The organism is Citrobacter telavivensis, from assembly GCF_041807075.1.
Taxonomy (GTDB): domain Bacteria; phylum Pseudomonadota; class Gammaproteobacteria; order Enterobacterales; family Enterobacteriaceae; genus Citrobacter_A; species Citrobacter_A telavivensis.
The window spans coordinates 231,001-251,584 of sequence record NZ_JBGUBF010000004.1; the positions used below are offsets into that span (position 1 = coordinate 231,001).

The 20,584-nt window shown below is 54.4% G+C and carries 17 protein-coding genes; 11 read left to right on the forward strand and 6 right to left on the reverse strand.

What is annotated here, in order from left to right; genetic code table 11:
* Window positions 1-17 precede the first annotated feature (17 nt).
* The 4 genes from pdhR to lpdA all read left to right on the forward strand — a co-directional run bounded on the left by pdhR (window position 18) and on the right by lpdA (window position 7,136).
* On the forward strand, window positions 18-782 hold the full coding sequence (gene pdhR, locus ACERJC_RS18245; RefSeq protein ID WP_042997914.1) for a pyruvate dehydrogenase complex transcriptional repressor PdhR: 765 nt from the start codon (window positions 18-20) through the stop codon (window positions 780-782).
* Between the two features lie 162 nt (window positions 783-944).
* Entirely contained in the window at window positions 945-3,608 is a 2,664-nt protein-coding gene (gene aceE / locus ACERJC_RS18250; protein WP_046475539.1) for a pyruvate dehydrogenase (acetyl-transferring), homodimeric type, read from the forward strand.
* 14 nt (window positions 3,609-3,622) lie between these two features.
* On the forward strand, window positions 3,623-5,509 hold the full coding sequence (gene aceF, locus ACERJC_RS18255) for a pyruvate dehydrogenase complex dihydrolipoyllysine-residue acetyltransferase (protein ID WP_373672208.1): 1,887 nt from the start codon (window positions 3,623-3,625) through the stop codon (window positions 5,507-5,509).
* 199 nt (window positions 5,510-5,708) lie between these two features.
* Complete coding sequence (gene lpdA, locus ACERJC_RS18260) at window positions 5,709-7,136, forward strand: dihydrolipoyl dehydrogenase (protein WP_152406395.1); 1,428 nt, start codon at window positions 5,709-5,711, stop codon at window positions 7,134-7,136.
* Window positions 7,137-7,192: 56 nt separating this feature from the next.
* Here lpdA and ACERJC_RS18265 read toward each other — a convergent pair whose 3' ends face one another.
* Together ACERJC_RS18265 and ACERJC_RS18270 are read right to left on the reverse strand one after the other, a co-directional pair.
* Window positions 7,193-7,984: a DUF2950 family protein gene (locus ACERJC_RS18265; RefSeq protein ID WP_373672209.1), complete on the reverse strand. Its 792-nt coding sequence runs from the start codon at window positions 7,982-7,984 to the stop codon at window positions 7,193-7,195.
* A gap of 12 nt (window positions 7,985-7,996) precedes the next feature.
* Entirely contained in the window at window positions 7,997-9,640 is a 1,644-nt protein-coding gene (locus ACERJC_RS18270; RefSeq protein ID WP_373672210.1) for a DUF3300 domain-containing protein, read from the reverse strand.
* A gap of 399 nt (window positions 9,641-10,039) precedes the next feature.
* On the opposite strand from ACERJC_RS18270, the gene acnB reads away from it, so the two are divergent.
* From acnB to ACERJC_RS18305, 7 genes are all read left to right on the forward strand, one after another.
* A complete protein-coding gene (acnB, locus tag ACERJC_RS18275; RefSeq protein ID WP_373672211.1) occupies window positions 10,040-12,637 on the forward strand; it encodes a bifunctional aconitate hydratase 2/2-methylisocitrate dehydratase in 2,598 nt (865 codons plus the stop codon).
* Window positions 12,638-12,811: 174 nt separating this feature from the next.
* Window positions 12,812-13,174 carry a protein YacL gene (gene yacL, locus ACERJC_RS18280; protein ID WP_125368799.1) on the forward strand — a complete coding sequence of 121 codons (363 nt, stop codon included), beginning with the start codon at window positions 12,812-12,814 and terminating at the stop codon, window positions 13,172-13,174.
* Window positions 13,175-13,354: 180 nt separating this feature from the next.
* On the forward strand, window positions 13,355-14,308 hold the full coding sequence (locus ACERJC_RS18285; RefSeq protein WP_152405850.1) for a 2-keto-3-deoxygluconate permease 1: 954 nt from the start codon (window positions 13,355-13,357) through the stop codon (window positions 14,306-14,308).
* Complete coding sequence (dtnK, locus tag ACERJC_RS18290) at window positions 14,305-15,576, forward strand: D-threonate kinase (RefSeq protein ID WP_373672212.1); 1,272 nt, start codon at window positions 14,305-14,307, stop codon at window positions 15,574-15,576. The genes ACERJC_RS18285 and dtnK overlap by 4 nt, the downstream gene beginning before the upstream one ends.
* Complete coding sequence (locus ACERJC_RS18295; protein ID WP_373672213.1) at window positions 15,566-16,549, forward strand: D-threonate 4-phosphate dehydrogenase; 984 nt, start codon at window positions 15,566-15,568, stop codon at window positions 16,547-16,549. Before dtnK ends, ACERJC_RS18295 begins: the two co-directional genes overlap by 11 nt.
* A gap of 9 nt (window positions 16,550-16,558) precedes the next feature.
* The gene (locus ACERJC_RS18300; RefSeq protein WP_178824204.1) at window positions 16,559-17,326 is read left to right on the forward strand and encodes a DeoR/GlpR family DNA-binding transcription regulator; all 768 of its coding nucleotides are present in this window, start codon (window positions 16,559-16,561) and stop codon (window positions 17,324-17,326) included.
* Between the two features lie 39 nt (window positions 17,327-17,365).
* On the forward strand, window positions 17,366-17,611 hold the full coding sequence (locus tag ACERJC_RS18305) for a YmjA family protein (protein WP_373672214.1): 246 nt from the start codon (window positions 17,366-17,368) through the stop codon (window positions 17,609-17,611).
* A gap of 13 nt (window positions 17,612-17,624) precedes the next feature.
* On the opposite strand, the gene ACERJC_RS18310 is transcribed toward ACERJC_RS18305, so the two are convergent.
* The 4 genes from ACERJC_RS18310 to ACERJC_RS18325 form a co-directional block, all read right to left on the reverse strand.
* The gene (locus tag ACERJC_RS18310; protein ID WP_373672215.1) at window positions 17,625-18,104 is read right to left on the reverse strand and encodes an NUDIX hydrolase; all 480 of its coding nucleotides are present in this window, start codon (window positions 18,102-18,104) and stop codon (window positions 17,625-17,627) included.
* A gap of 212 nt (window positions 18,105-18,316) precedes the next feature.
* Window positions 18,317-19,111 (reverse strand): adenosylmethionine decarboxylase, encoded by a 795-nt coding sequence (gene speD, locus ACERJC_RS18315; RefSeq protein ID WP_042323781.1) that lies wholly within the window; start codon window positions 19,109-19,111, stop codon window positions 18,317-18,319.
* 15 nt (window positions 19,112-19,126) lie between these two features.
* Window positions 19,127-19,993, reverse strand: a complete 867-nt coding sequence (gene speE / locus ACERJC_RS18320) for a polyamine aminopropyltransferase (RefSeq protein ID WP_373672216.1) — start codon at window positions 19,991-19,993, stop codon at window positions 19,127-19,129.
* A gap of 104 nt (window positions 19,994-20,097) precedes the next feature.
* Window positions 20,098-20,445, reverse strand: coding sequence for a YacC family pilotin-like protein (locus tag ACERJC_RS18325; RefSeq protein ID WP_001295568.1), 348 nt, complete (start codon window positions 20,443-20,445; stop codon window positions 20,098-20,100).
* Window positions 20,446-20,584 lie beyond the last annotated feature (139 nt).

Genomic DNA, 20,584 nt, shown 5'->3' on the forward strand with positions numbered 1-20,584 from the left:
GCTTAAGACAGGACATCATGGCCTACAGCAAAATCCGCCAACCAAAATTATCCGATGTGATTGAGCAACAGCTGGAGTTTTTGATCCTTGAGGGTACACTGCGCCCAGGCGAAAAACTCCCACCGGAACGCGAACTGGCGAAACAGTTCGACGTCTCCCGTCCCTCCTTGCGTGAGGCGATTCAACGTCTCGAAGCGAAGGGATTGCTGCTTCGTCGCCAGGGCGGCGGCACTTTTGTTCAGAGTAGCCTGTGGCAGAGCTTTAGCGATCCACTGGTAGAACTGCTCTCCGACCATCCTGAATCCCAGTTTGACCTGCTTGAGACGCGCCATGCGCTGGAAGGCATTGCTGCATACTACGCAGCGCTGCGCAGTACCGATGAAGACAAAACACGCATTCGTGAACTGCACCATGCCATTGAACTGGCGCAAGAGTCAGGTGACCGCGATGCGGAGTCCGATGCGGTCCTCCAGTATCAAATTGCTGTCACCGAAGCGGCACACAATGTGGTTTTACTCCATCTGCTAAGGTGTATGGAACCCATGCTGGCCCAGAACGTTCGTCAGAACTTCGAGTTGCTCTATTCGCGTCGTGAGATGCTTCCGCTGGTGAGTGGTCACCGCACCCGTATTTTCGAAGCGATTATTGCCGGTAAGCCAGAAGAGGCGCGTGAAGCATCACATCGCCACCTGGCGTTTATCGAAGAAATTCTGCTCGACCGAAGTCGTGAGGAGAGCCGTCGTGAACGCGCCTTACGTCGTCTGGAGCAGCGAAAGAATTAGTGATTTTTCTGGTGGCTCGTTAGCCAGAAGATGTTGTAAATCAAGCGCTATTCTAAAGCGCGGCAACTAAACGCAGAACCTGTCTTATTGAGTTCTCTGGCGAGAGTTCAATGGGACAGGTTCCAGATAACTCAACGTATTAGATAGATAAGGAATACCCCCATGTCAGAACGTTTCCCAAATGACGTGGATCCGATCGAAACTCGCGACTGGCTACAGGCGATCGAATCGGTCATCCGTGAAGAAGGTGTTGAGCGCGCTCAGTATCTGATTGACCAGCTTCTTTCTGAAGCCCGCAAAGGCGGCGTGAAAGTAGCGGCAGGTACTGGGGCAAGCAATTACATCAACACTATTGCCGTTGAAGATGAGCCGGAATACCCGGGCAATCTGGAGCTGGAGCGTCGAATTCGTTCTGCTATCCGTTGGAACGCCATCATGACCGTGCTGCGTGCGTCTAAAAAAGACCTCGAGCTGGGCGGCCACATGGCATCCTTCCAGTCTTCTGCGACGGTGTACGATGTTTGCTTCAACCATTTCTTCCGCGCCCGCAATGAGCAGGATGGCGGCGACCTGGTTTACTTCCAGGGTCATATCTCCCCGGGCATTTACGCCCGTGCGTTCCTGGAAGGCCGTCTGACTGAAGAGCAGATGGACAACTTCCGTCAGGAAGTTCATGGCAATGGCCTGTCTTCCTACCCGCACCCGAAACTGATGCCGGAATTCTGGCAGTTCCCGACCGTTTCTATGGGGCTGGGCCCAATCGGTGCTATCTATCAGGCTAAATTCCTGAAATATCTGGAACACCGTGGCCTGAAAGACACCTCCAAACAGACCGTTTACGCTTTCCTGGGCGACGGTGAAATGGACGAACCGGAATCCAAAGGGGCGATCACCATCGCAACCCGTGAAAAACTGGACAACCTGGTCTTCGTCATCAACTGTAACCTGCAGCGTCTGGATGGCCCGGTCACCGGTAACGGCAAAATCGTTAACGAACTGGAAGGCATCTTCGAGGGCGCTGGCTGGAACGTAATTAAAGTGATGTGGGGCGGTCGTTGGGATGAGCTGCTGCGTAAAGATACCAGCGGTAAACTGATCCAACTGATGAACGAAACCGTTGACGGCGACTACCAGACCTTCAAATCCAAAGATGGCGCGTACGTTCGTGAGCACTTCTTCGGTAAATACCCGGAAACCGCAGCACTGGTTGCAGACTGGACTGATGAGCAGATCTGGGCGCTGAATCGTGGTGGTCACGATCCGAAGAAAGTTTACGCGGCACTGAAAAAAGCGCAAGAAACCAAAGGCAAAGCAACAGTAATCCTGGCTCATACCATCAAAGGTTATGGCATGGGTGACACTGCCGAAGGTAAAAACATCGCGCACCAGGTGAAGAAAATGAACATGGACGGCGTGCGTCATATCCGCGACCGTTTCAATGTTCCTGTCACTGACGAGCAGGTTGAAAAACTGTCCTACATTACCTTCCCGGAAGGTTCTGAAGAACACAAGTATCTGCACGAACGTCGCCAGGCGCTGCACGGCTACCTGCCGAGCCGCCAGCCGAACTTCACTGAGAAGCTGGAACTGCCGACCCTGGAAGACTTCGGCGCGCTGCTGGAAGAGCAGAACAAAGAAATCTCCACCACTATCGCTTTCGTTCGTGCCCTGAACGTGATGCTGAAGAACAAATCGATCAAAGACAGACTGGTTCCGATCATCGCCGACGAAGCGCGTACTTTCGGTATGGAAGGTCTGTTCCGTCAGATCGGTATTTACAGCCCGAACGGTCAGCAGTACACCCCGCAGGACCGTGAGCAGGTTGCATACTACAAAGAAGACGAGAAAGGTCAGATTCTGCAGGAAGGGATCAACGAGCTGGGTGCAGGGTCTTCCTGGCTGGCGGCGGCGACCTCTTACAGCACCAACAACCTGCCGATGATTCCGTTCTACATCTACTACTCCATGTTCGGGTTCCAGCGTATTGGCGACCTGTGCTGGGCAGCAGGTGACCAGCAGGCGCGTGGCTTCCTGATTGGCGGGACGTCTGGTCGTACAACGCTGAACGGCGAAGGTCTGCAGCACGAAGATGGTCACAGCCATATTCAGTCTCTGACTATCCCGAACTGTATCTCTTACGATCCGTCTTACGCGTACGAAGTTGCGGTCATCATGCACGATGGTCTGGAGCGTATGTACGGTGAGAAACAAGAGAACGTTTACTACTACATCACCACGCTGAACGAAAACTACCACATGCCAGCCATGCCGGAAGGTGCTGAGGAAGGTATCCGTAAAGGTATCTACAAACTCGAAACCCTGGAAGGTAGCAAAGGTAAAGTTCAGCTGCTGGGCTCCGGTTCTATCCTGCGTCACGTTCGTGAAGCGGCACAGATCCTGGCGAAAGACTACGGCGTGGGCTCTGACGTGTACAGCGTCACCTCCTTCACTGAACTGGCGCGTGATGGTCAGGACTGTGAACGCTGGAACATGCTGCACCCGCTGGAAACGCCGCGCGTTCCGTACATCGCTCAGGTGATGAACGACGCGCCGGCTGTAGCCTCAACTGACTATATGAAACTGTTTGCCGAACAGGTTCGTACTTATGTACCGGCTGATGATTATCGCGTACTGGGTACCGACGGTTTCGGTCGCTCTGACAGCCGTGAAAACCTGCGTCACCACTTCGAAGTGGATGCTTCCTACGTGGTTGTAGCGGCACTGGGCGAACTGGCTAAACGTGGCGAAATCGATAAGAAAGTGGTTGCGGATGCAATTACCAAATTCAACATCGATGCAGAAAAAGTTAACCCGCGTCTGGCGTAAGAGGTAAAAGAATAATGGCTATCGAAATCAAAGTACCGGACATCGGGGCAGATGAAGTTGAAATCACCGAGATCCTGGTCAAAGTGGGCGACAAGGTTGAAGCAGAACAGTCGCTGATCACCGTAGAAGGTGATAAAGCCTCTATGGAAGTCCCGTCTCCGCAGGCTGGCGTTGTTAAAGAGATCAAAGTCTCTGTTGGCGACAAAACCGAGACCGGCGCACTTATCATGATATTCGATTCCGCTGACGGTGCAGCAGCTGCTGCACCTGTTCCGGCAGAAGAGAAGAAAGAAGCGGCTCCCGCAGCGGCGCCGGCTGCTGCGGCAGCGAAAGAAGTACACGTACCGGATATCGGCGGCGACGAAGTTGAAGTCACTGAAATCATGGTTAAAGTGGGCGACACCGTTGCGGCTGAACAGTCCCTGATCACCGTTGAAGGCGACAAGGCTTCGATGGAAGTCCCGGCTCCGTTCGCAGGCGTCGTTAAAGAGATCAAAATCAATACCGGCGACAAAGTGTCTACTGGTTCCCTGATTATGGTCTTCGAAGTGGCGGGTGCTGCACCTGCTGCGGCTCCAGCACAGGCGGCTGCTCCGGCAGCGGCGGCGGCACCTGCCGCTTCTGGCGCGAAAGACGTTAACGTACCGGATATCGGCGGTGACGAAGTTGAAGTAACCGAGGTGATGGTGAAAGTGGGCGACGAAGTGGCCGCTGAGCAGTCACTGATCACCGTTGAAGGCGACAAAGCGTCAATGGAAGTCCCGGCGCCGTTCGCGGGTACCGTTAAAGAAATCAAAATCAGCACCGGCGATAAAGTTAAAACCGGCTCTCTGATTATGGTCTTCGAAGTGGAAGGCGCAGCGCCTGCTGCTGCCGCGCCACAGCAGGCTCCAGCACCGGCGGCCTCTGCACCTGCGCCAGCTGCCGCTGCTCCAGCAGCGAAAGCCGAAGGCAAATCTGAGTTTGCTGAGAACGACGCTTACGTTCATGCGACCCCGCTGATTCGCCGTCTGGCGCGCGAGTTCGGTGTGAACCTGGCGAAAGTGAAGGGTACAGGCCGTAAAGGTCGCATCCTGCGCGAAGACGTGCAGACTTACGTGAAAGACGCTATTAAGCGTGCGGAAGCCGCTCCGGCAGCCGCAGCAGGTGGCGGTATTCCAGGCATGCTGCCGTGGCCGAAGGTCGACTTCAGCAAGTTTGGTGAAATCGAAGAAGTGGAACTGGGCCGCATCCAGAAAATCTCTGGTGCTAACCTGAGCCGTAACTGGGTGATGATCCCGCACGTTACGCACTTCGACAAAACCGATATCACCGATCTGGAAGCGTTCCGTAAACAGCAGAACGCTGAAGCTGAGAAGCGCAAACTGGATGTGAAATTCACCCCGGTGGTCTTCATCATGAAAGCGGTTGCTGCGGCGCTTGAGCAGATGCCACGCTTTAACAGTTCGCTGTCGGAAGACGGTCAGCGTCTGACGCTGAAGAAATACATCAATATCGGTGTGGCGGTTGATACGCCAAACGGTCTGGTTGTTCCGGTCTTTAAAGACGTGAACAAGAAGAGCGTTACCGAGCTGTCTCGCGAACTGACGGTTATCTCTAAAAAAGCGCGTGACGGTAAGCTGACCGCGGGCGAAATGCAGGGCGGTTGCTTCACCATCTCCAGCATCGGCGGCCTGGGTACCACCCACTTCGCACCGATTGTGAACGCGCCGGAAGTGGCTATCCTCGGTGTGTCCAAGTCAGCGATGGAGCCGGTGTGGAACGGTAAAGAGTTTGTACCGCGTCTGATGATGCCTATCTCTCTGTCCTTCGACCACCGTGTGATTGACGGTGCTGATGGTGCGCGTTTCATTACCATCATCAACAATATGCTGTCTGACATTCGCCGCCTGGTGATGTAAGCAAAAAAGCCGGCCCGACGGCCGGCTTTTTTCTGGTAATCTCATGATGGTTTTGGGGTTATTGGTGCTAAAGATAAATCGTTGCCGTTTTGTTGTTTCAAAATTGTTAACAATTTTGTAAAATACGGACGGATAGAACGACCCGGTGGACGATGGGCGACAAGACCAGGGATCGCCGGAAATAAATTAAGAGGTCATGATGAGTACTGAAATCAAAACTCAGGTCGTGGTACTTGGGGCAGGCCCCGCAGGTTACTCTGCAGCCTTCCGTTGCGCTGATTTAGGTCTGGAAACCGTAATCGTAGAACGTTACAGCACCCTCGGTGGTGTTTGTCTGAACGTCGGCTGTATCCCTTCTAAAGCACTGCTGCACGTTGCGAAAGTTATCGAAGAAGCCAAAGCGCTGGCTGAACACGGTATTGTCTTCGGCGAGCCGAAAACCGATATCGACAAAATTCGTACCTGGAAAGAAAAAGTAATCACTCAGCTGACCGGTGGTCTGGCGGGTATGGCGAAAGGCCGTAAAGTGAAAGTGGTTACCGGTCTGGGTAAATTCACCGGGGCGAACACCCTGGAAGTTGAAGGTGACAACGGCAAAACCGTGATCAACTTCGACAACGCGATCATCGCGGCGGGTTCCCGTCCGATCCAGTTGCCGTTCATTCCGCATGAAGATCCGCGCGTATGGGACTCCACCGACGCCCTGGAACTGAAATCCGTACCGAAGCGTCTGCTGGTCATGGGTGGCGGTATCATCGGTCTGGAAATGGGGACCGTGTACCATGCGCTGGGTTCAGAGATTGACGTGGTTGAAATGTTCGACCAGGTTATCCCGGCGGCTGACAAAGACATCGTTAAAGTCTTCACCAAACGCATCGGTAAGAAATTCAACCTGATGCTGGAAACCAAAGTGACTGCCGTTGAAGCGAAAAAAGACGGTATTTACGTTTCCATGGAAGGCAAAAAAGCCCCGGCTGAAGCACAGCGTTATGACGCGGTGCTGGTCGCCATCGGTCGTGTACCGAACGGTAAAAACCTCGACGCGGGCAAAGCTGGCGTGGAAGTGGACGACCGTGGCTTCATCCGCGTTGACAAACAGCTGCGCACCAACGTGCCGCACATCTTTGCTATCGGCGATATCGTCGGTCAGCCAATGCTGGCGCACAAAGGTGTTCACGAAGGTCACGTTGCCGCTGAAGTTATCGCCGGCATGAAACACTACTTCGATCCGAAAGTGATCCCATCCATTGCTTACACTGAACCAGAAGTGGCGTGGGTAGGTCTGACGGAGAAAGAAGCGAAAGAGAAAGGCATCAGCTATGAAACCGCCACCTTCCCGTGGGCTGCTTCTGGCCGTGCTATCGCTTCCGACTGCGCAGACGGTATGACCAAACTGATTTTCGACAAAGAAACTCACCGTGTGATCGGTGGTGCGATTGTCGGCACCAACGGCGGCGAACTGCTGGGTGAAATTGGTCTGGCGATCGAAATGGGTTGTGATGCAGAAGATATCGCGCTGACCATCCATGCGCACCCAACTCTGCACGAGTCCGTTGGTCTGGCGGCAGAAGTGTTCGAAGGTAGCATCACTGACCTGCCGAACGCGAAAGCGAAGAAGAAGAAGTAATCTTCAGCCTTCCAGCGACAAAAAAAGCGGCGTAAATGCCGCTTTTTTTATGCCTGTCACTCCACCGGTTTCCAGGGATCGTGTGGCGTAAATTTTTCTATGGCGATGGCTTTTAGCCCACTATCTTCCCCCAAATCCGTCTGATACACGCGGTCATCCTGGCTTACCATAAAGCTCATCACGCCTGTTTCCCCCCAACTGACGGGCCAGGCGAGCAGCGCGAACCCCTTCTCGTTGTCGCTGGCAATAATGCGAAAATAGTAGCCGTGATACCCTTCACCAGGCGAGTCAGGGCTGAAGGCCGGTCCTAGCGGGCTTGGCGTTTCGCCGGGTTTTACGGGCCAGTACAAACCATCCTGTTGACCGTTATGGCTGATAATCCGGGTGGCAAAAGCCTGTTTGCGCTGCCAGTAGTCGTACTGGGCATCGACATAGGCACGCATGGCCTGAATCGCCGAGAGTTCATTGCGACCTACCGTTCGCGTGAGGATCTCATCCTGCGCGGCAGACATATCAAAATGCCAGCCCTTGCTTGCCTTCACGATGGGGATGGGCAACTGCCAGTTCTCCTGACCGACGTTCAGATGGGCCACGTTACCTTGCTGCACAATCTGATGGCTGACCTTCCAGTCGCGGTTAAAGCGCGCGACGGCTTCCGGGTCCGCACCTTCCGGGGGTAAAAATTGTCGCCAGTCATCACCTAACAGAGCGGTCAGCTGTGCGTCGTTATTCCCGGCAATCGCACGGGAAAAGGCGTTAGCGGCTTCGTCTGGCGTGGCAAACATCTGCTGGGCGTAGCTCATTAATGGCAACGAGAGCAGCAGGGTGCTTAACAGTATTTTTTTCATTATGGGCTCCCGTTAGCGATGGCGAAATTGATGGTGTTCAGAAGCGCGATCGCGCGCGCGGGCAGGTTGCCCATGACTGACATTACTCAGACGACGACTTTCCTGACCGCGCTGCTGCTGCGACTGCCAGGTCGGTGACCGACTGTCATTGCCGCTAAGGGCATTTGCCCGGTTTTGCTGGAATACCTGCTGACGCTGCTGTGGTGACGAGGACCCGACGTGCTGACGTACCGTATCCAGCTGCTGTTGTGAGACCGGGTGTTGCTGCGCTTTGGCCCTGAGATCGTCACGATGCTGTTGTTGTGCTGGCGTGGTCGATTGTTTCAACGTCTGCTGCGCACTCTGACGACGTGTGTTGTTGTCGTCATAACCTCGATAATTATTGCGCTGGGCAACCTGATTCAACTGTTGAGAGGCCGCTTTACGCTGGGCATCGCGCGTTGTCGCAGTGGGTTGCTGAGGCAGCGCTTTAGACGCATCCGGATGACGCTGTTGCAGTTGCGCCATTGCCGCCTGGCGCTGGCTGTCGCGGGAAGCCGTCGCGGCAGGTTGCTGTGTGGCGCTGAGACCGCCGCTGACGTTGGTCGGATGGAAACGCTGCGCCGTTGAGGCGTTTTGATACGGCACTCCGCCGCGATAGGCCGGGTTGTGCTGCCAGGTCATGTTCTGCGTTTTCAGATTCTGCCCGGAGATGCGGTTGAAGTTATTAACGTTGATATTGATGTTATCGCCATTGTGCTGATAGCCATTACCGCCATGACGATCGTCGTCATGATGGTGATCGTCATCGTGGTGGTGATCATCGTCATCCCAGTCGATATTGCTGAACAGTGCATAGGTGGTGGCAACGCCAAGGCTGTAGCCGAATCCCTTAACAAAACTCCCGGCAAACTGTTCGCCTGGCGTAGGGGGGAGATACACCGGTGGATACGCGGTGTTGGGCCAGGTACCATAAACCGTGGAAGGGTTATAGCTGGGGACGTACACCACCTGCGGATCGGCAGGTTCAATTTTAATCACCGTGGAGGCCGGTGCCGTAGAAACGGCGCTGGATTGCGTCGTGGAGGCGGTAGCTGAGGGCGCTGGAGTCACGCTCTTTTTCGGCGTGCTGGTTACCGTCTGCTGCGGGGTGGATTTCAGCGAGCCGGTTTGCTGGGCCAGTAAGCGCAGGCGCTGAACTGAATCCATGACATCCTGCGGTTGCGCCAGAAACGCATCACCGAGGTTTTGTACCCAATCCGGATTTTCCCCCATCAGCGTCATGAGTTGCGGAAAGGCAACCAACGACTTCACGCTGGGGTCCCATGGCTGGTTTGCAACCGCCTGAATGGCGGCATCGCCCTGTTGTGTTGGATTATCACGCGACCATTGCACCGCCTGAACGACGTTAGCCGGATAGGTCGCCGCCATCAGAACCTGAGAAAGTAGCGGGTCCGGATAAAGGGCAATCGGCGCAACCCATTGATCGATTTGCGCCGTGGTAAAGCTCGCTTTTGCAACCGGAGCCGGAGGGGCTTCGGCTGGCGCGGGCGGTTGCACCGCGACGGGCGTCGGGGCTTCCGGTGTGCGGCTTTTGACATACAGCATGCCTGAAGCAGCAAGTAGCCCGGCGCTACAGATCAGCGCAAGCACGTGGGGTTTAAAGGGCAACGTCATATTCTTACTCCCGATTTGCCTTGAAATCGCAATGGTCGAAGTGCTGCCACCCGCAGGTGCAGTGTTGCGTGAGTATAAAGAGACGATAGTTTAATTTTTGACTAATCTTGGGATCGGTACAGCAGAGTGATTATAAGAATGCGAAATAGTGTGACGATTCGTAACAGCGATTAATTCCCCGCTGCTGAAATCGAAAAGGGCATTAGACCATCCTTAACGATTCAGCCACTTTTTTATGTTGCTTTTTTGTAAACAGATTAACACCTCACTAAAATCCTGTTATTCTGCCCATTGCGGTACCGGGCATTTACCCTACAAACTGCTGTCTCACAGGAGCGTGAAGAGAATCGCCCATCGATAAAGCGCCGCACTATGACAATGAGAGCGAGGAGAACCGTCGTGCTAGAAGAATACCGTAAGCACGTAGCAGAACGTGCCGCCGAGGGGATTGTGCCCAAACCCTTAGATGCAACCCAAATGGCCGCGCTCGTCGAGCTGCTGAAAGCACCGCCTGCGGGCGAAGAAGAATTCCTGTTAGACCTGTTGATCAACCGTGTTCCCCCAGGCGTCGATGAAGCCGCCTATGTCAAAGCGGGTTTCCTCGCAGCCATCGCTAAAGGCGAAGCAACTTCCCCACTGATTACGCCTGAAAAAGCGATTGAACTGCTCGGCACCATGCAGGGTGGTTACAACATCCATCCGCTGATCGACGCCCTGGACGATGCAAAACTGGCGCCGATTGCCGCCAAAGCGCTCTCCCATACTCTGCTGATGTTCGATAACTTCTATGACGTAGAAGAAAAAGCCAAAGCGGGTAACGAATTTGCGAAGCAGGTGATGCATTCCTGGGCTGATGCCGAATGGTTCCTGAGCCGTCTGCCGCTGGCTGAAAAAATGACCGTCACCGTCTTCAAAGTGACCGGTGAAACCAACACCGATGATCTGTCTCCGGCGCCGGATGCCTGGTCTCGTCCGGATATTCCACTTCACGCGTTAGCAATGTTGAAAAACGCCCGTGAAGGCATTGAGCCGGATCAGCCTGGCGTAGTGGGTCCGATCAAACAGATCGAAGCCCTGGCAAGTAAAGACTATCCGTTGGCTTACGTCGGTGACGTTGTCGGTACCGGTTCTTCGCGTAAATCTGCCACCAACTCCGTGTTGTGGTTTATGGGCGATGACATTCCGCACGTGCCGAACAAACGCGGCGGCGGTCTGTGCCTCGGCGGTAAAATCGCACCTATCTTCTTCAACACCATGGAAGATGCGGGCGCGCTGCCAATCGAAGTTGACGTCAGCAACCTGAATATGGGTGATGTGATTGACGTTTACCCGTTCAAAGGTGAAGTCCGTAACCATGAAACCGGCGAACTGCTGGCGAGCTTTGAACTGAAAACCGACGTGCTGGTAGATGAAGTGCGCGCGGGCGGTCGTATTCCGCTGATCATCGGTCGCGGTCTGACCACCAAAGCGCGTGAAGCGCTGGGCCTGCCGCACAGCGACGTGTTCCGTCAGGCGAAAGATGTGGCGGAAAGCAACCGTGGTTACTCACTGGCACAGAAAATGGTCGGCCGTGCGTGCGGCGTAGCCGGTATCCGTCCGGGCGCGTACTGCGAACCGAAGATGACCTCCGTGGGTTCCCAGGATACCACCGGCCCAATGACCCGTGACGAACTGAAGGACCTGGCGTGCCTGGGCTTCTCTTCTGACCTGGTGATGCAGTCTTTCTGTCACACTGCGGCTTATCCGAAGCCGGTTGACGTCACCACGCACCACACGCTGCCGGACTTCATTATGAACCGTGGCGGTGTGTCGCTGCGTCCGGGCGATGGCGTGATCCACTCCTGGCTGAACCGTATGCTGCTGCCGGATACCGTCGGTACCGGTGGTGACTCCCACACCCGCTTCCCGATCGGGATTTCCTTCCCGGCAGGCTCAGGCCTGGTCGCGTTTGCTGCTGCGACCGGCGTGATGCCGCTGGACATGCCGGAATCGGTACTGGTGCGCTTTAAAGGCAAAATGCAGCCGGGGATTACCCTGCGCGATCTGGTACACGCTATTCCGCTGTACGCGATCAAACAGGGTCTGCTGACCGTCGAGAAGAAAGGCAAGAAGAACATCTTCTCTGGCCGTATTCTCGAAATCGAAGGTCTGCCGGATCTGAAAGTCGAGCAGGCGTTTGAGCTGACCGATGCTTCCGCCGAACGTTCTGCAGCAGGATGTACCATCAAGCTGAACAAAGAGCCGATCGTTGAATACCTGACCTCCAACATTGTTCTGCTGAAGTGGATGATCGCGGAAGGCTACGGCGACCGTCGTACGCTGGAACGTCGTGTGCAGGGCATGGAAAAATGGCTGGCGGAACCTGAACTGCTGGAAGGCGATGCGGATGCTGAATATGCCGCAGTAATCGACATCGATCTGGCCGATATCAAAGAGCCGATTCTGTGCGCGCCAAATGATCCGGACGACGCGCGTCTGCTCTCTGATGTTCAGGGCGATAAAATCGACGAAGTGTTCATCGGTTCCTGTATGACCAACATCGGTCACTTCCGTGCGGCCGGTAAGCTGCTGGATGCGCACAAAGGTCAATTGCCGACGCGTCTGTGGGTGGCACCGCCAACCCGTATGGATGCGGCACAGCTGACGGAAGAAGGCTACTACAGCGTCTTTGGTAAGAGCGGTGCGCGTATTGAAATCCCGGGCTGTTCACTGTGCATGGGTAACCAGGCGCGTGTGGCAGACGGGGCGACGGTGGTATCAACTTCCACGCGTAACTTCCCGAACCGTTTAGGGACCGGTGCGAACGTCTATCTGGCGTCTGCGGAGCTGGCGGCGGTTGCGGCACTGATCGGCAAACTGCCGACGCCGGAAGAGTACCAGACCTATGTGGCGCAGGTCGATAAAACGGCAGTCGACACCTATCGTTATCTGAACTTCGACCAGCTTTCTCAGTACACTGAGAAAGCAGACGGTGTGATTTTCCAGACAGCGGTGTAATGCGCTAACGCATTTCGCGTAAAAACGCATCAATGCCCGGTGAAGCGCGCTTCTCCGGGCATTTTTATTTCTATTCCTTATACGCGATCCGCTTTTTTTCTGCGCCCAGGCTGCGATAATTAAAACAAGGCGCAATGCGGTAATGGCGCATTGCCGGGAGCAGAGGATTACATTATGGATTACGAATTTCTGCGCGATGTTACCGGAGTGGTCAAGGTGCGCATGTCCATGGGTCACGAAGTGGTCGGGCACTGGTTTAATGAAGAAGTGAAAGAAAACCTGGCCCTGCTGGACGAAGTGGAACAGGCGGCACACGCGGTGAAAGGCAGCGAACGTTCCTGGCAACGGGCGGGGCACGAATATACGCTCTGGATGGATGGCGAAGAGGTGATGATCCGCGCCAATCAGCTGGAGTTTACCGGCGACGAAATGGAAGAGGGGATGAGTTACTACGATGAAGAGAGCCTGTCGCTGTGTGGCGTTGAGGATTTTCTTCAGGTGGTAAACGCATACCGGGAATTTCTGCGTCAATCCTGAGTTATTTCAATCATCAATGAAGCCGGGCGTCTGCGTCCGGCTTTTTTTTGCAGAAAAATGATTGTTTGATTTTTATTAATCATTTTAAAACTGTGATCTGGCGCGTTTGTGATCTTAAAATGATTAAATATAATCGTTATGATTTTTTTTAATCACAACATAACAACAGGCGGGAAGACCATGAACATCAAAAAGGCAATAGAACGCATACCCGGCGGCATGATGGTCGTGCCATTGGTTATCGGTGCCATTATTAATACCTTTGCCCCGCAGGCGCTGGAAATCGGCGGCTTTACCACCGCGCTGTTTAAAAACGGCGCTGCGCCGTTGATCGGCGCATTCCTGCTGTGTATGGGCGCAGGGATCAGCGTAAAAGCAGCGCCTCAGGCTTTGCTGCAAGGGGGCACGATCACCCTGACCAAATTGCTGGTGGCTATCGCGATCGGCCTGGGGGTTGAACACCTGTTTGGAGCGGAAGGGATCTTTGGCTTAAGCGGCCTGGCCATTATTGCCGCCATGAGCAACTCGAACGGGGGGCTGTACGCGGCGTTAGTCGGTGAGTTCGGCAACGAACGTGACGTCGGCGCAATCTCTATTCTGTCTCTTAATGACGGTCCGTTCTTTACGATGATCGCGCTGGGTGCCGCAGGGATGGCCAACATTCCAATTATGGCGCTGGTGGCGGTACTGGTTCCCCTGGTGGTCGGCATGATCCTCGGTAATCTCGATCACAACATGCGTGACTTCCTGACCAAAGGCGGACCGCTATTGATTCCGTTTTTTGCCTTTGCGCTCGGCGCCGGCATCAACCTTGAAATGCTGTTGCAGGGCGGTCTGGCGGGCATTCTGCTTGGTGTACTGACCACGTTCATTGGCGGTTTCTTTAACATCCGCGCAGACCGTCTGGTGGGAGGAAGCGGGATTGCCGGAGCGGCAGCCTCCAGTACCGCCGGTAACGCCGTCGCGACGCCACTGGCTATTGCCCAGGCCGATCCTTCACTGGCGGAAGTCGCCGCCGCTGCCGCGCCGCTGATTGCCGCCTCCGTGATTACCACTGCGATCCTGACCCCGATCCTCACCTCGTGGGTGGCCAAAAAGCAGGCGCGTCAGGTTGCTCAGGAGAATAAAGCATGAAAATGATCGTTATCGCCGATGATTTTACGGGCTCTAACGATACCGGCGTGCAACTGGCAAAAAAAGGCGCACGTACGGAGGTGATGCTCACCCCGGCACAGAAGCCTTCACGGCGTGCCGATGTGCTGGTTATCAACACAGAGAGCCGGGCAATCCCGGCGGCGCAAGCCGCGCAGGCGGTTCAACAGGCGTTAATCCCCTGGTGTGAAGGGGCCGCCACGCCGCTGGTGTATAAAAAAATCGATTCTACGTTTCGTGGCAACGTGGGGGCCGAGGTGGCTGCGGCGATGCGCGCCGCCAACCGGAAACTGGCCGTGATTGCCGCAGCAATCCCCGCCGCAGGGCGCACGACGCGTGACGGACTGTGCCTGGTCAATGGAACACCGCTACTGGAGACTGAATTTGCCAGCGATCCCAAAACGCCGATTATCTCTTCGCGCATTGCGGAACTGGTCACGCTGCAAAGTGACATTCCGGTGCATGAAGTGTCGCTCGACGATGTCCGACAGGGACGACTGAGCGCGCGGTTAGTCGCTTTCGCGGCAGAAGGTGAGTGCATGGTGGTAGTGGATGCGGTTGATGACCGCGATTTGTCGCTGATTGCGCATGCCGTCTGCGAGCAGGAGGTACTGCCGTTACTGGTCGGTGCCGCCGGGCTTGCCAATGCCCTGCCCGTCAGAATGTTCATGCAGGAAAAGCAGGAGCTTCCGGTGCTGGTCGTCGCGGGTTCGATGAGTGAAGCCACGCGGCGTCAGGTAGACAAAGCGCTGTGTCAGGACAGGGCGAAGGTTGTCGATATTGATGTTTCACGGTTGGCCTCTGCCCATTTCGAACAGGAAATAGCGTCCGTCGTGGAGCAGGCCTGCACGCTGTTGAGCCGCCAGCACCATACGATTTTACGTACCAGCCGGTGTGCGCAAGACCGGCAGATGATCGACACGCTGTGTGACAGCGTGGGGATGCGTCGTCAGGCGCTTGGCGAACGGTTGAGCCAGCGTCTTGGGACAATCACGTTGCACATTATTGAGCAGGCGCGCATTGGCGGTCTGTTCCTGACCGGGGGGGATATCGCGACCGCTGTTGCCAGTGCGCTGGGGGCGGAAGGCTATCGCATTCAACGCGAGGTGGCACCCTGTATTCCGTGCGGAACGTTTGTGAACAGCGAGATTGACGATCTGCCGGTGATCACCAAAGCGGGCGGATTCGGCTCCGACAGTACCCTTTGTGATGCGCTTTATTTTATTGAGGAGATGTACAGTGGTAACTAAAACAATTGCGATTACGATGGGCGACCCCGCGGGGATCGGTCCGGAAATTATTGTTAAAGCGCTCAGCGAAGATGAACTTAACGGCGCGCCGCTGGTGGTGGTGGGATGCCTGCAAACTCTGAAGCGGCTGCAGGCCAATGGTCTGGCTGAAGGCGTGACGTTCCGCGCCATTACGCAGGTTGCGGATGCCCGATTCGCGCCTGGCATCATTCATGTGATTGATGAACCGCTGGCGCAACCGGAGGCGCTGGAGCCGGGCAAAGTGCAGGCGCAGGCGGGCGATCTGGCCTATCGCTGCGTAAAACGGGCGACGGAACTGGCGATGAAAGGCGACGTCCACGCCATCGCCACCGCACCGTTGAACAAAGAAGCGCTGCATCTTGGTGGACACAATTTCCCGGGACACACCGAGCTGCTGGCGACGCTGACGGAAAGCCGCGATTACGCGATGGTGCTTTATACCGACAAGCTGAAAGTCATTCATGTTTCCACCCACATCGCCCTGCGTAAGTTCCTCGATACCCTGAACAGTCAGCGTGTGGAGACCGTGATTGGCATCGCTGATACCTTCCTCAAGCGCGTAGGGTATGCGCATCCACGTATTGCGGTGGCAGGGGTGAACCCGCATGCCGGTGAGAACGGATTGTTTGGTGATGAGGAGATTCGCATTGTCGGACCGGCGATTGAGCACATGAAGGCGAAGGGGATGGCGGTTTATGGCCCATGCCCACCGGATACCGTGTTTTTACAGGCGTATGAAGGTCAATATGACATGGTGGTGGCGATGTACCACGACCAGGGCCATATCCCGCTGAAGCTGCTGGGTTTTTATGATGGCGTCAATATCACGGCGGGTTTGCCGTTTATCCGCACCTCTGCCGATCACGGAACGGCATTTGATATCGCCTGGACGGGAAAAGCAAAATCTGAGAGCATGGCCGTATCGATTAAACTGGCAATGCAACTGGCGTAATTTCCTGTTATGAAAGGACAACACCGTCTGGATAAGATTGTGGCGTATTTGAAAAATCATACGCTGGTTACCGTGGAGCAACTGGTGGATGCCGTTGATGCCTCTCCGGCAACGATACGACGCGATCTGATCAAACTGGATGAACAAGGTGTGATCAGCCGCAGCCACGGCGGTGTTGCGTTACGGCGCTTTGAACCTGCACAACCGACGACTAACGAGAAGCAACTGCGATCGCCCGCTGAAAAAAGGGCGATTGCGCGTTATGCGGCTTCGATGGTACATGCGGGCGATGCCGTGGTGCTCGATGCCGGCACCACCATGCTGGAGCTGGCAAAATGTTTAACCCATCTTCCTCTCAGAGTGATCACCGTTGATCTGCATATCGCCCTGTTTTTATCCGAGTTTCGCCAGATAGAGGTCACGATTGTCGGCGGGCGGATTGATGATAGCAGTCAGTCCTGCATTGGCGAGTTTGGCCGCAAAATGCTGCGTAGCGTCTACCCGGATATCGCCTTTATGAGCTGTAATACCTGGAGTATGGAAAAGGGCGTGACCACGCCGACAGAGGACAAAGCGGGGCTGAAGCAGGAAATTATCGCCAACGCCCAACGTAAGGTGTTACTCGCCGACAGCAGCAAATATGGCGCGCATTCCTTGTTTAATGTTGCTCCGCTCAGTCGCTTTACCGATGTTGTGACCGATGTTAATTTACCGCAAGCCGTGCAGGCCGAACTGAAGGCGCAATCCGTCGCCCTGACGCTGGTACAGCCTGAGTAACACCGTAACCAACGTTGGGATAACCCCAGGAGATGAGTGATGGGTAATGAAATACCGCTGAAATATTATGACATTGTGGATGAGTATTCGACGGAGTGTGCGAAACCCGTAGACGATTCAGAACGTGAACCCCTGGCGCACTATTTTCAGCTACTGATTACGCGTTTGATGAATAACGAAGAGATCAGCGAAGACGCGCAGCAAGAGATGGCCAGCGAAGCCGGCATTGATGCGCAACGCATTGATGAGATCGCGGAATTCCTCAATCAATGGGGGAATGAATAGTCCCCGTTGAGGTCTATTTGGATAAGGACACGCAATGATGTTCGTCGTGTCCGTGCTTCTTAAGCACCTCGATGATTAACTCGCGAGGAAATACGGTCTCTTTTGTTTCCCTGAGCTCCTCTATCGACCACCAGTGCTGCCCGCGAATCACTTTTTGTTCATTGCCACTCCATCCGGAGTCATCGGTCTCCTGACTTTCTACACGGATAATGAAGAAACGTTCATCTGCCAGTACGGTCTCTCCGTTAGGTAACATCATGGTGAAGGTTTGGGAGGCAATTTGCGGCCCAGCGGATCCTCTTATCAACCCTGTTTCTTCACGCAGCTCCCGTAATGCGGCGTGTTCAAACGTTTCCATTTCTTCAACGCCGCCACCCGGTGTTGCCCAGTAGGTACGTCCGCTCAGCGCATCATCTTCATGATGAAAACGAAAAAACAGAACCCTGTTCTCGGAAGAGAGAATAATAAGTCGTGATGATGGACGCGTACGCATTATGTTTCCTTACAGTGACTTTCAGTATGTCAGCGATAGGGGGATGTCTGTCGCCATCGTGCCAGAAGCCGGACATTCAATGTCCTGGGAAAATCCGTCGGCACTGGCGGCTGTGTTACTCCGTCTATTGAGCCAATGACAGCCTCTTTTCAGAGACCGGCTGATTCTGTTATTTCAAGTTCAGGAGCGCCGACGCGCTCCTGATGGTTTTCTTAAACGCCCGGAATATTGCGCGCGTAGTAAATCTCACGCATCTCTTTCCATAGCGCAGCGGTAATCTCTTTACGCTCTGCCTCAGTTAACTCTTCCGGCCGGGTGTGGAACATGTAGTGCTTAAGATCGAACTCTTTGAGCAGCATTTTGGTATGGAAGATATTTTCCTGATACACGTTCACATCCACCATGTCATACAGCGACTTCATATCTTCGGACATAAAGTTCTGGATGGAGTTAATCTCATGATCGATAAAGTGCTTCATCCCGTTGATATCACGGGTAAAGCCGCGCACGCGGTAATCGATGGTCACGATGTCGGATTCAAGCTGGTGGATCAGGTAATTCAGCGCCTTCAGCGGGGAAATCACGCCGCAGGTTGAGACCTCAATGTCGGCCCGGAAGGTGCATAATCCGCCTTCCGGGTGGCTCTCCGGATAGGTATGCACACAGATATGGCTCTTATCGAGATGGGCGACCACCGCTTCCGGCAACGGGCCGGGATGCTCGGTGGTATCAATAAGTCGTGGATCGACAGGTTCTTCGCTCACCAGAATAGTGACGCTGGCACCCTGAGGTTCGTAATCCTGACGGGCGATGTTCAGGATATTGGCGCCGATGATGGAGCAGGTTTCTGACAGAATTTCGGTCAGGCGGTTGGCGTTGTAGAGTTCGTCGATATAGGCGATGTATCCGTCGCGCTCTTCGGCGGTTTTGGCATAGCAGATATCGTAAATACAAAAACTCAGACTTTTGGTCAGATTGTTAAAACCATGCAGTTTCAGTTTTTTCAATTTCTTATCTTCTCCTTAGGACGACGCTGTCGCCAGCGCATCTTGCAGATACTGAGGTAAGGCAAACGCTGCCGTGTGGATTGCCGGGTTGTAATAGCGACACTTCAGGCCGGACGAGTGAAAACGCGCCTGAATGATTTCGGTCGACAGATGGCGCAGCGCTTCATTATCCGTCGCCCACGCGAAGGTCATTATGCCGCCGTAGTAGGTTGGGATCGCCGCCTGGTAGAAGCCGACATCGGCAAAGTAATGGCTGAGCTTGCAGTGGCTGTCGAGGGCTTCATCCTGTTGCAGGAAGCAGACGCCGTTCTGAGCGACAAAGATCCCACCCGGATTCAGGCAACGCTTGCAGCCTTCGTAGAATGCCGAGGTGAACAGACTCTCGCCGGGGCCGATCGGATCGGTGCAGTCGGAGATGATCACATCAAACGTGTTCTGTGTCTGGTTGACGAAATTCACGCCGTCGTCGATCACCAGCGCAAAGCGCGGATCGTCATAGCTGCCGGCATTGTGGTTGGGTAAATACTGGCGGCAGAACGAGACGACGCCCGCATCGATTTCCACCATCGTGATGGTTTCGATGTTTTTGTGCCGGGTGACTTCACGCAGCATCGCACCGTCACCGCCGCCAATAATCAGCACGTGCTTTGCATGACCGTGAGCCATCAACGGAACGTGAGTCATCATCTCATGATAAATAAACTCATCGCGCTCTGTGGTCTGCACCACGCCGTCCAGCGCCATCACGCGACCAAAGGCGGCGTTTTCAAAAATGATGAGATCCTGATGATCGGTCTTCTCGTGATAGAGAATATTATCGACGGCAAAGTACTGCCCAAACTGGTCGTGTAGCGTTTCGTGCCACTGTTTTTTTTCGGCCATGGGGTGATGCCTCCTTTGTTAACACCCGTAAAAAAAGGGCGCAACATCATAGCTAACAATGACCGTTGATGCACGGTCATTATTTCAGCAATATGGACGGGAGGTTATTTGACGTAAGCCAGCAGGCTCAGGGAATCACGCGCCAGCGCTTTGCATTTTTTGGCAACAGGAATACCGATGCCGCTTAAATCGCGATAGCTGTCTTCGCCGAGGGCTTTCATATCGAAGGTGTCGTAGTTGCTGAGGTCCCACTGGTTTTGCTGAGCAAAAAAGACCAGTGCGCGACGAATCTGTCCGTTGGGTAAATTCTGGTAGCCGCAGTCATTTTTCAGAAAGACAAAAACGGCCGTCAAATCGGCCATATCTTCGGCTTCAGATTCACTAAGCGCATAGCTATTTGCGCATACGGCCATCAGGCTGCCGAACAACACGGTTCTGAAAAACGTCTTCATTGCTTCTACCACTGCATCACGGAAAGTAAACGTTAGCATACTGGAGGCGAAGCGACGACTTTTATTATGTATTAAGTCATATTCCTGGCTTGACCTTGCCGTAAGGGGAGGGTCTATGCTCAGAGATTAGCTTTATTTC

Bases quoted from the DNA above. Each gene is read 5' to 3' on its own strand.
- ACERJC_RS18285 (WP_152405850.1), top strand. From the start codon at position 13,355: ATGAACATCAAAAAGGCAATAGAACGCATACCCGGCGGCATGATGGTC.
- ACERJC_RS18305 (WP_373672214.1), top strand. From the start codon at position 17,366: ATGGGTAATGAAATACCGCTGAAATATTATGACATTGTGGATGAGTAT.
- pdhR (WP_042997914.1), top strand. From the start codon at position 18: ATGGCCTACAGCAAAATCCGCCAACCAAAATTATCCGATGTGATTGAG.
- ACERJC_RS18265 (WP_373672209.1), bottom strand. From the start codon at position 7,984: ATGAAAAAAATACTGTTAAGCACCCTGCTGCTCTCGTTGCCATTAATG.
- ACERJC_RS18270 (WP_373672210.1), bottom strand. From the start codon at position 9,640: ATGACGTTGCCCTTTAAACCCCACGTGCTTGCGCTGATCTGTAGCGCC.
- yacL (WP_125368799.1), top strand. From the start codon at position 12,812: ATGGATTACGAATTTCTGCGCGATGTTACCGGAGTGGTCAAGGTGCGC.
- speE (WP_373672216.1), bottom strand. From the start codon at position 19,993: ATGGCCGAAAAAAAACAGTGGCACGAAACGCTACACGACCAGTTTGGG.
- ACERJC_RS18300 (WP_178824204.1), top strand. From the start codon at position 16,559: ATGAAAGGACAACACCGTCTGGATAAGATTGTGGCGTATTTGAAAAAT.
- ACERJC_RS18325 (WP_001295568.1), bottom strand. From the start codon at position 20,445: ATGAAGACGTTTTTCAGAACCGTGTTGTTCGGCAGCCTGATGGCCGTA.
- lpdA (WP_152406395.1), top strand. From the start codon at position 5,709: ATGAGTACTGAAATCAAAACTCAGGTCGTGGTACTTGGGGCAGGCCCC.
- aceE (WP_046475539.1), top strand. From the start codon at position 945: ATGTCAGAACGTTTCCCAAATGACGTGGATCCGATCGAAACTCGCGAC.
- dtnK (WP_373672212.1), top strand. From the start codon at position 14,305: ATGAAAATGATCGTTATCGCCGATGATTTTACGGGCTCTAACGATACC.
- ACERJC_RS18310 (WP_373672215.1), bottom strand. From the start codon at position 18,104: ATGCGTACGCGTCCATCATCACGACTTATTATTCTCTCTTCCGAGAAC.
- aceF (WP_373672208.1), top strand. From the start codon at position 3,623: ATGGCTATCGAAATCAAAGTACCGGACATCGGGGCAGATGAAGTTGAA.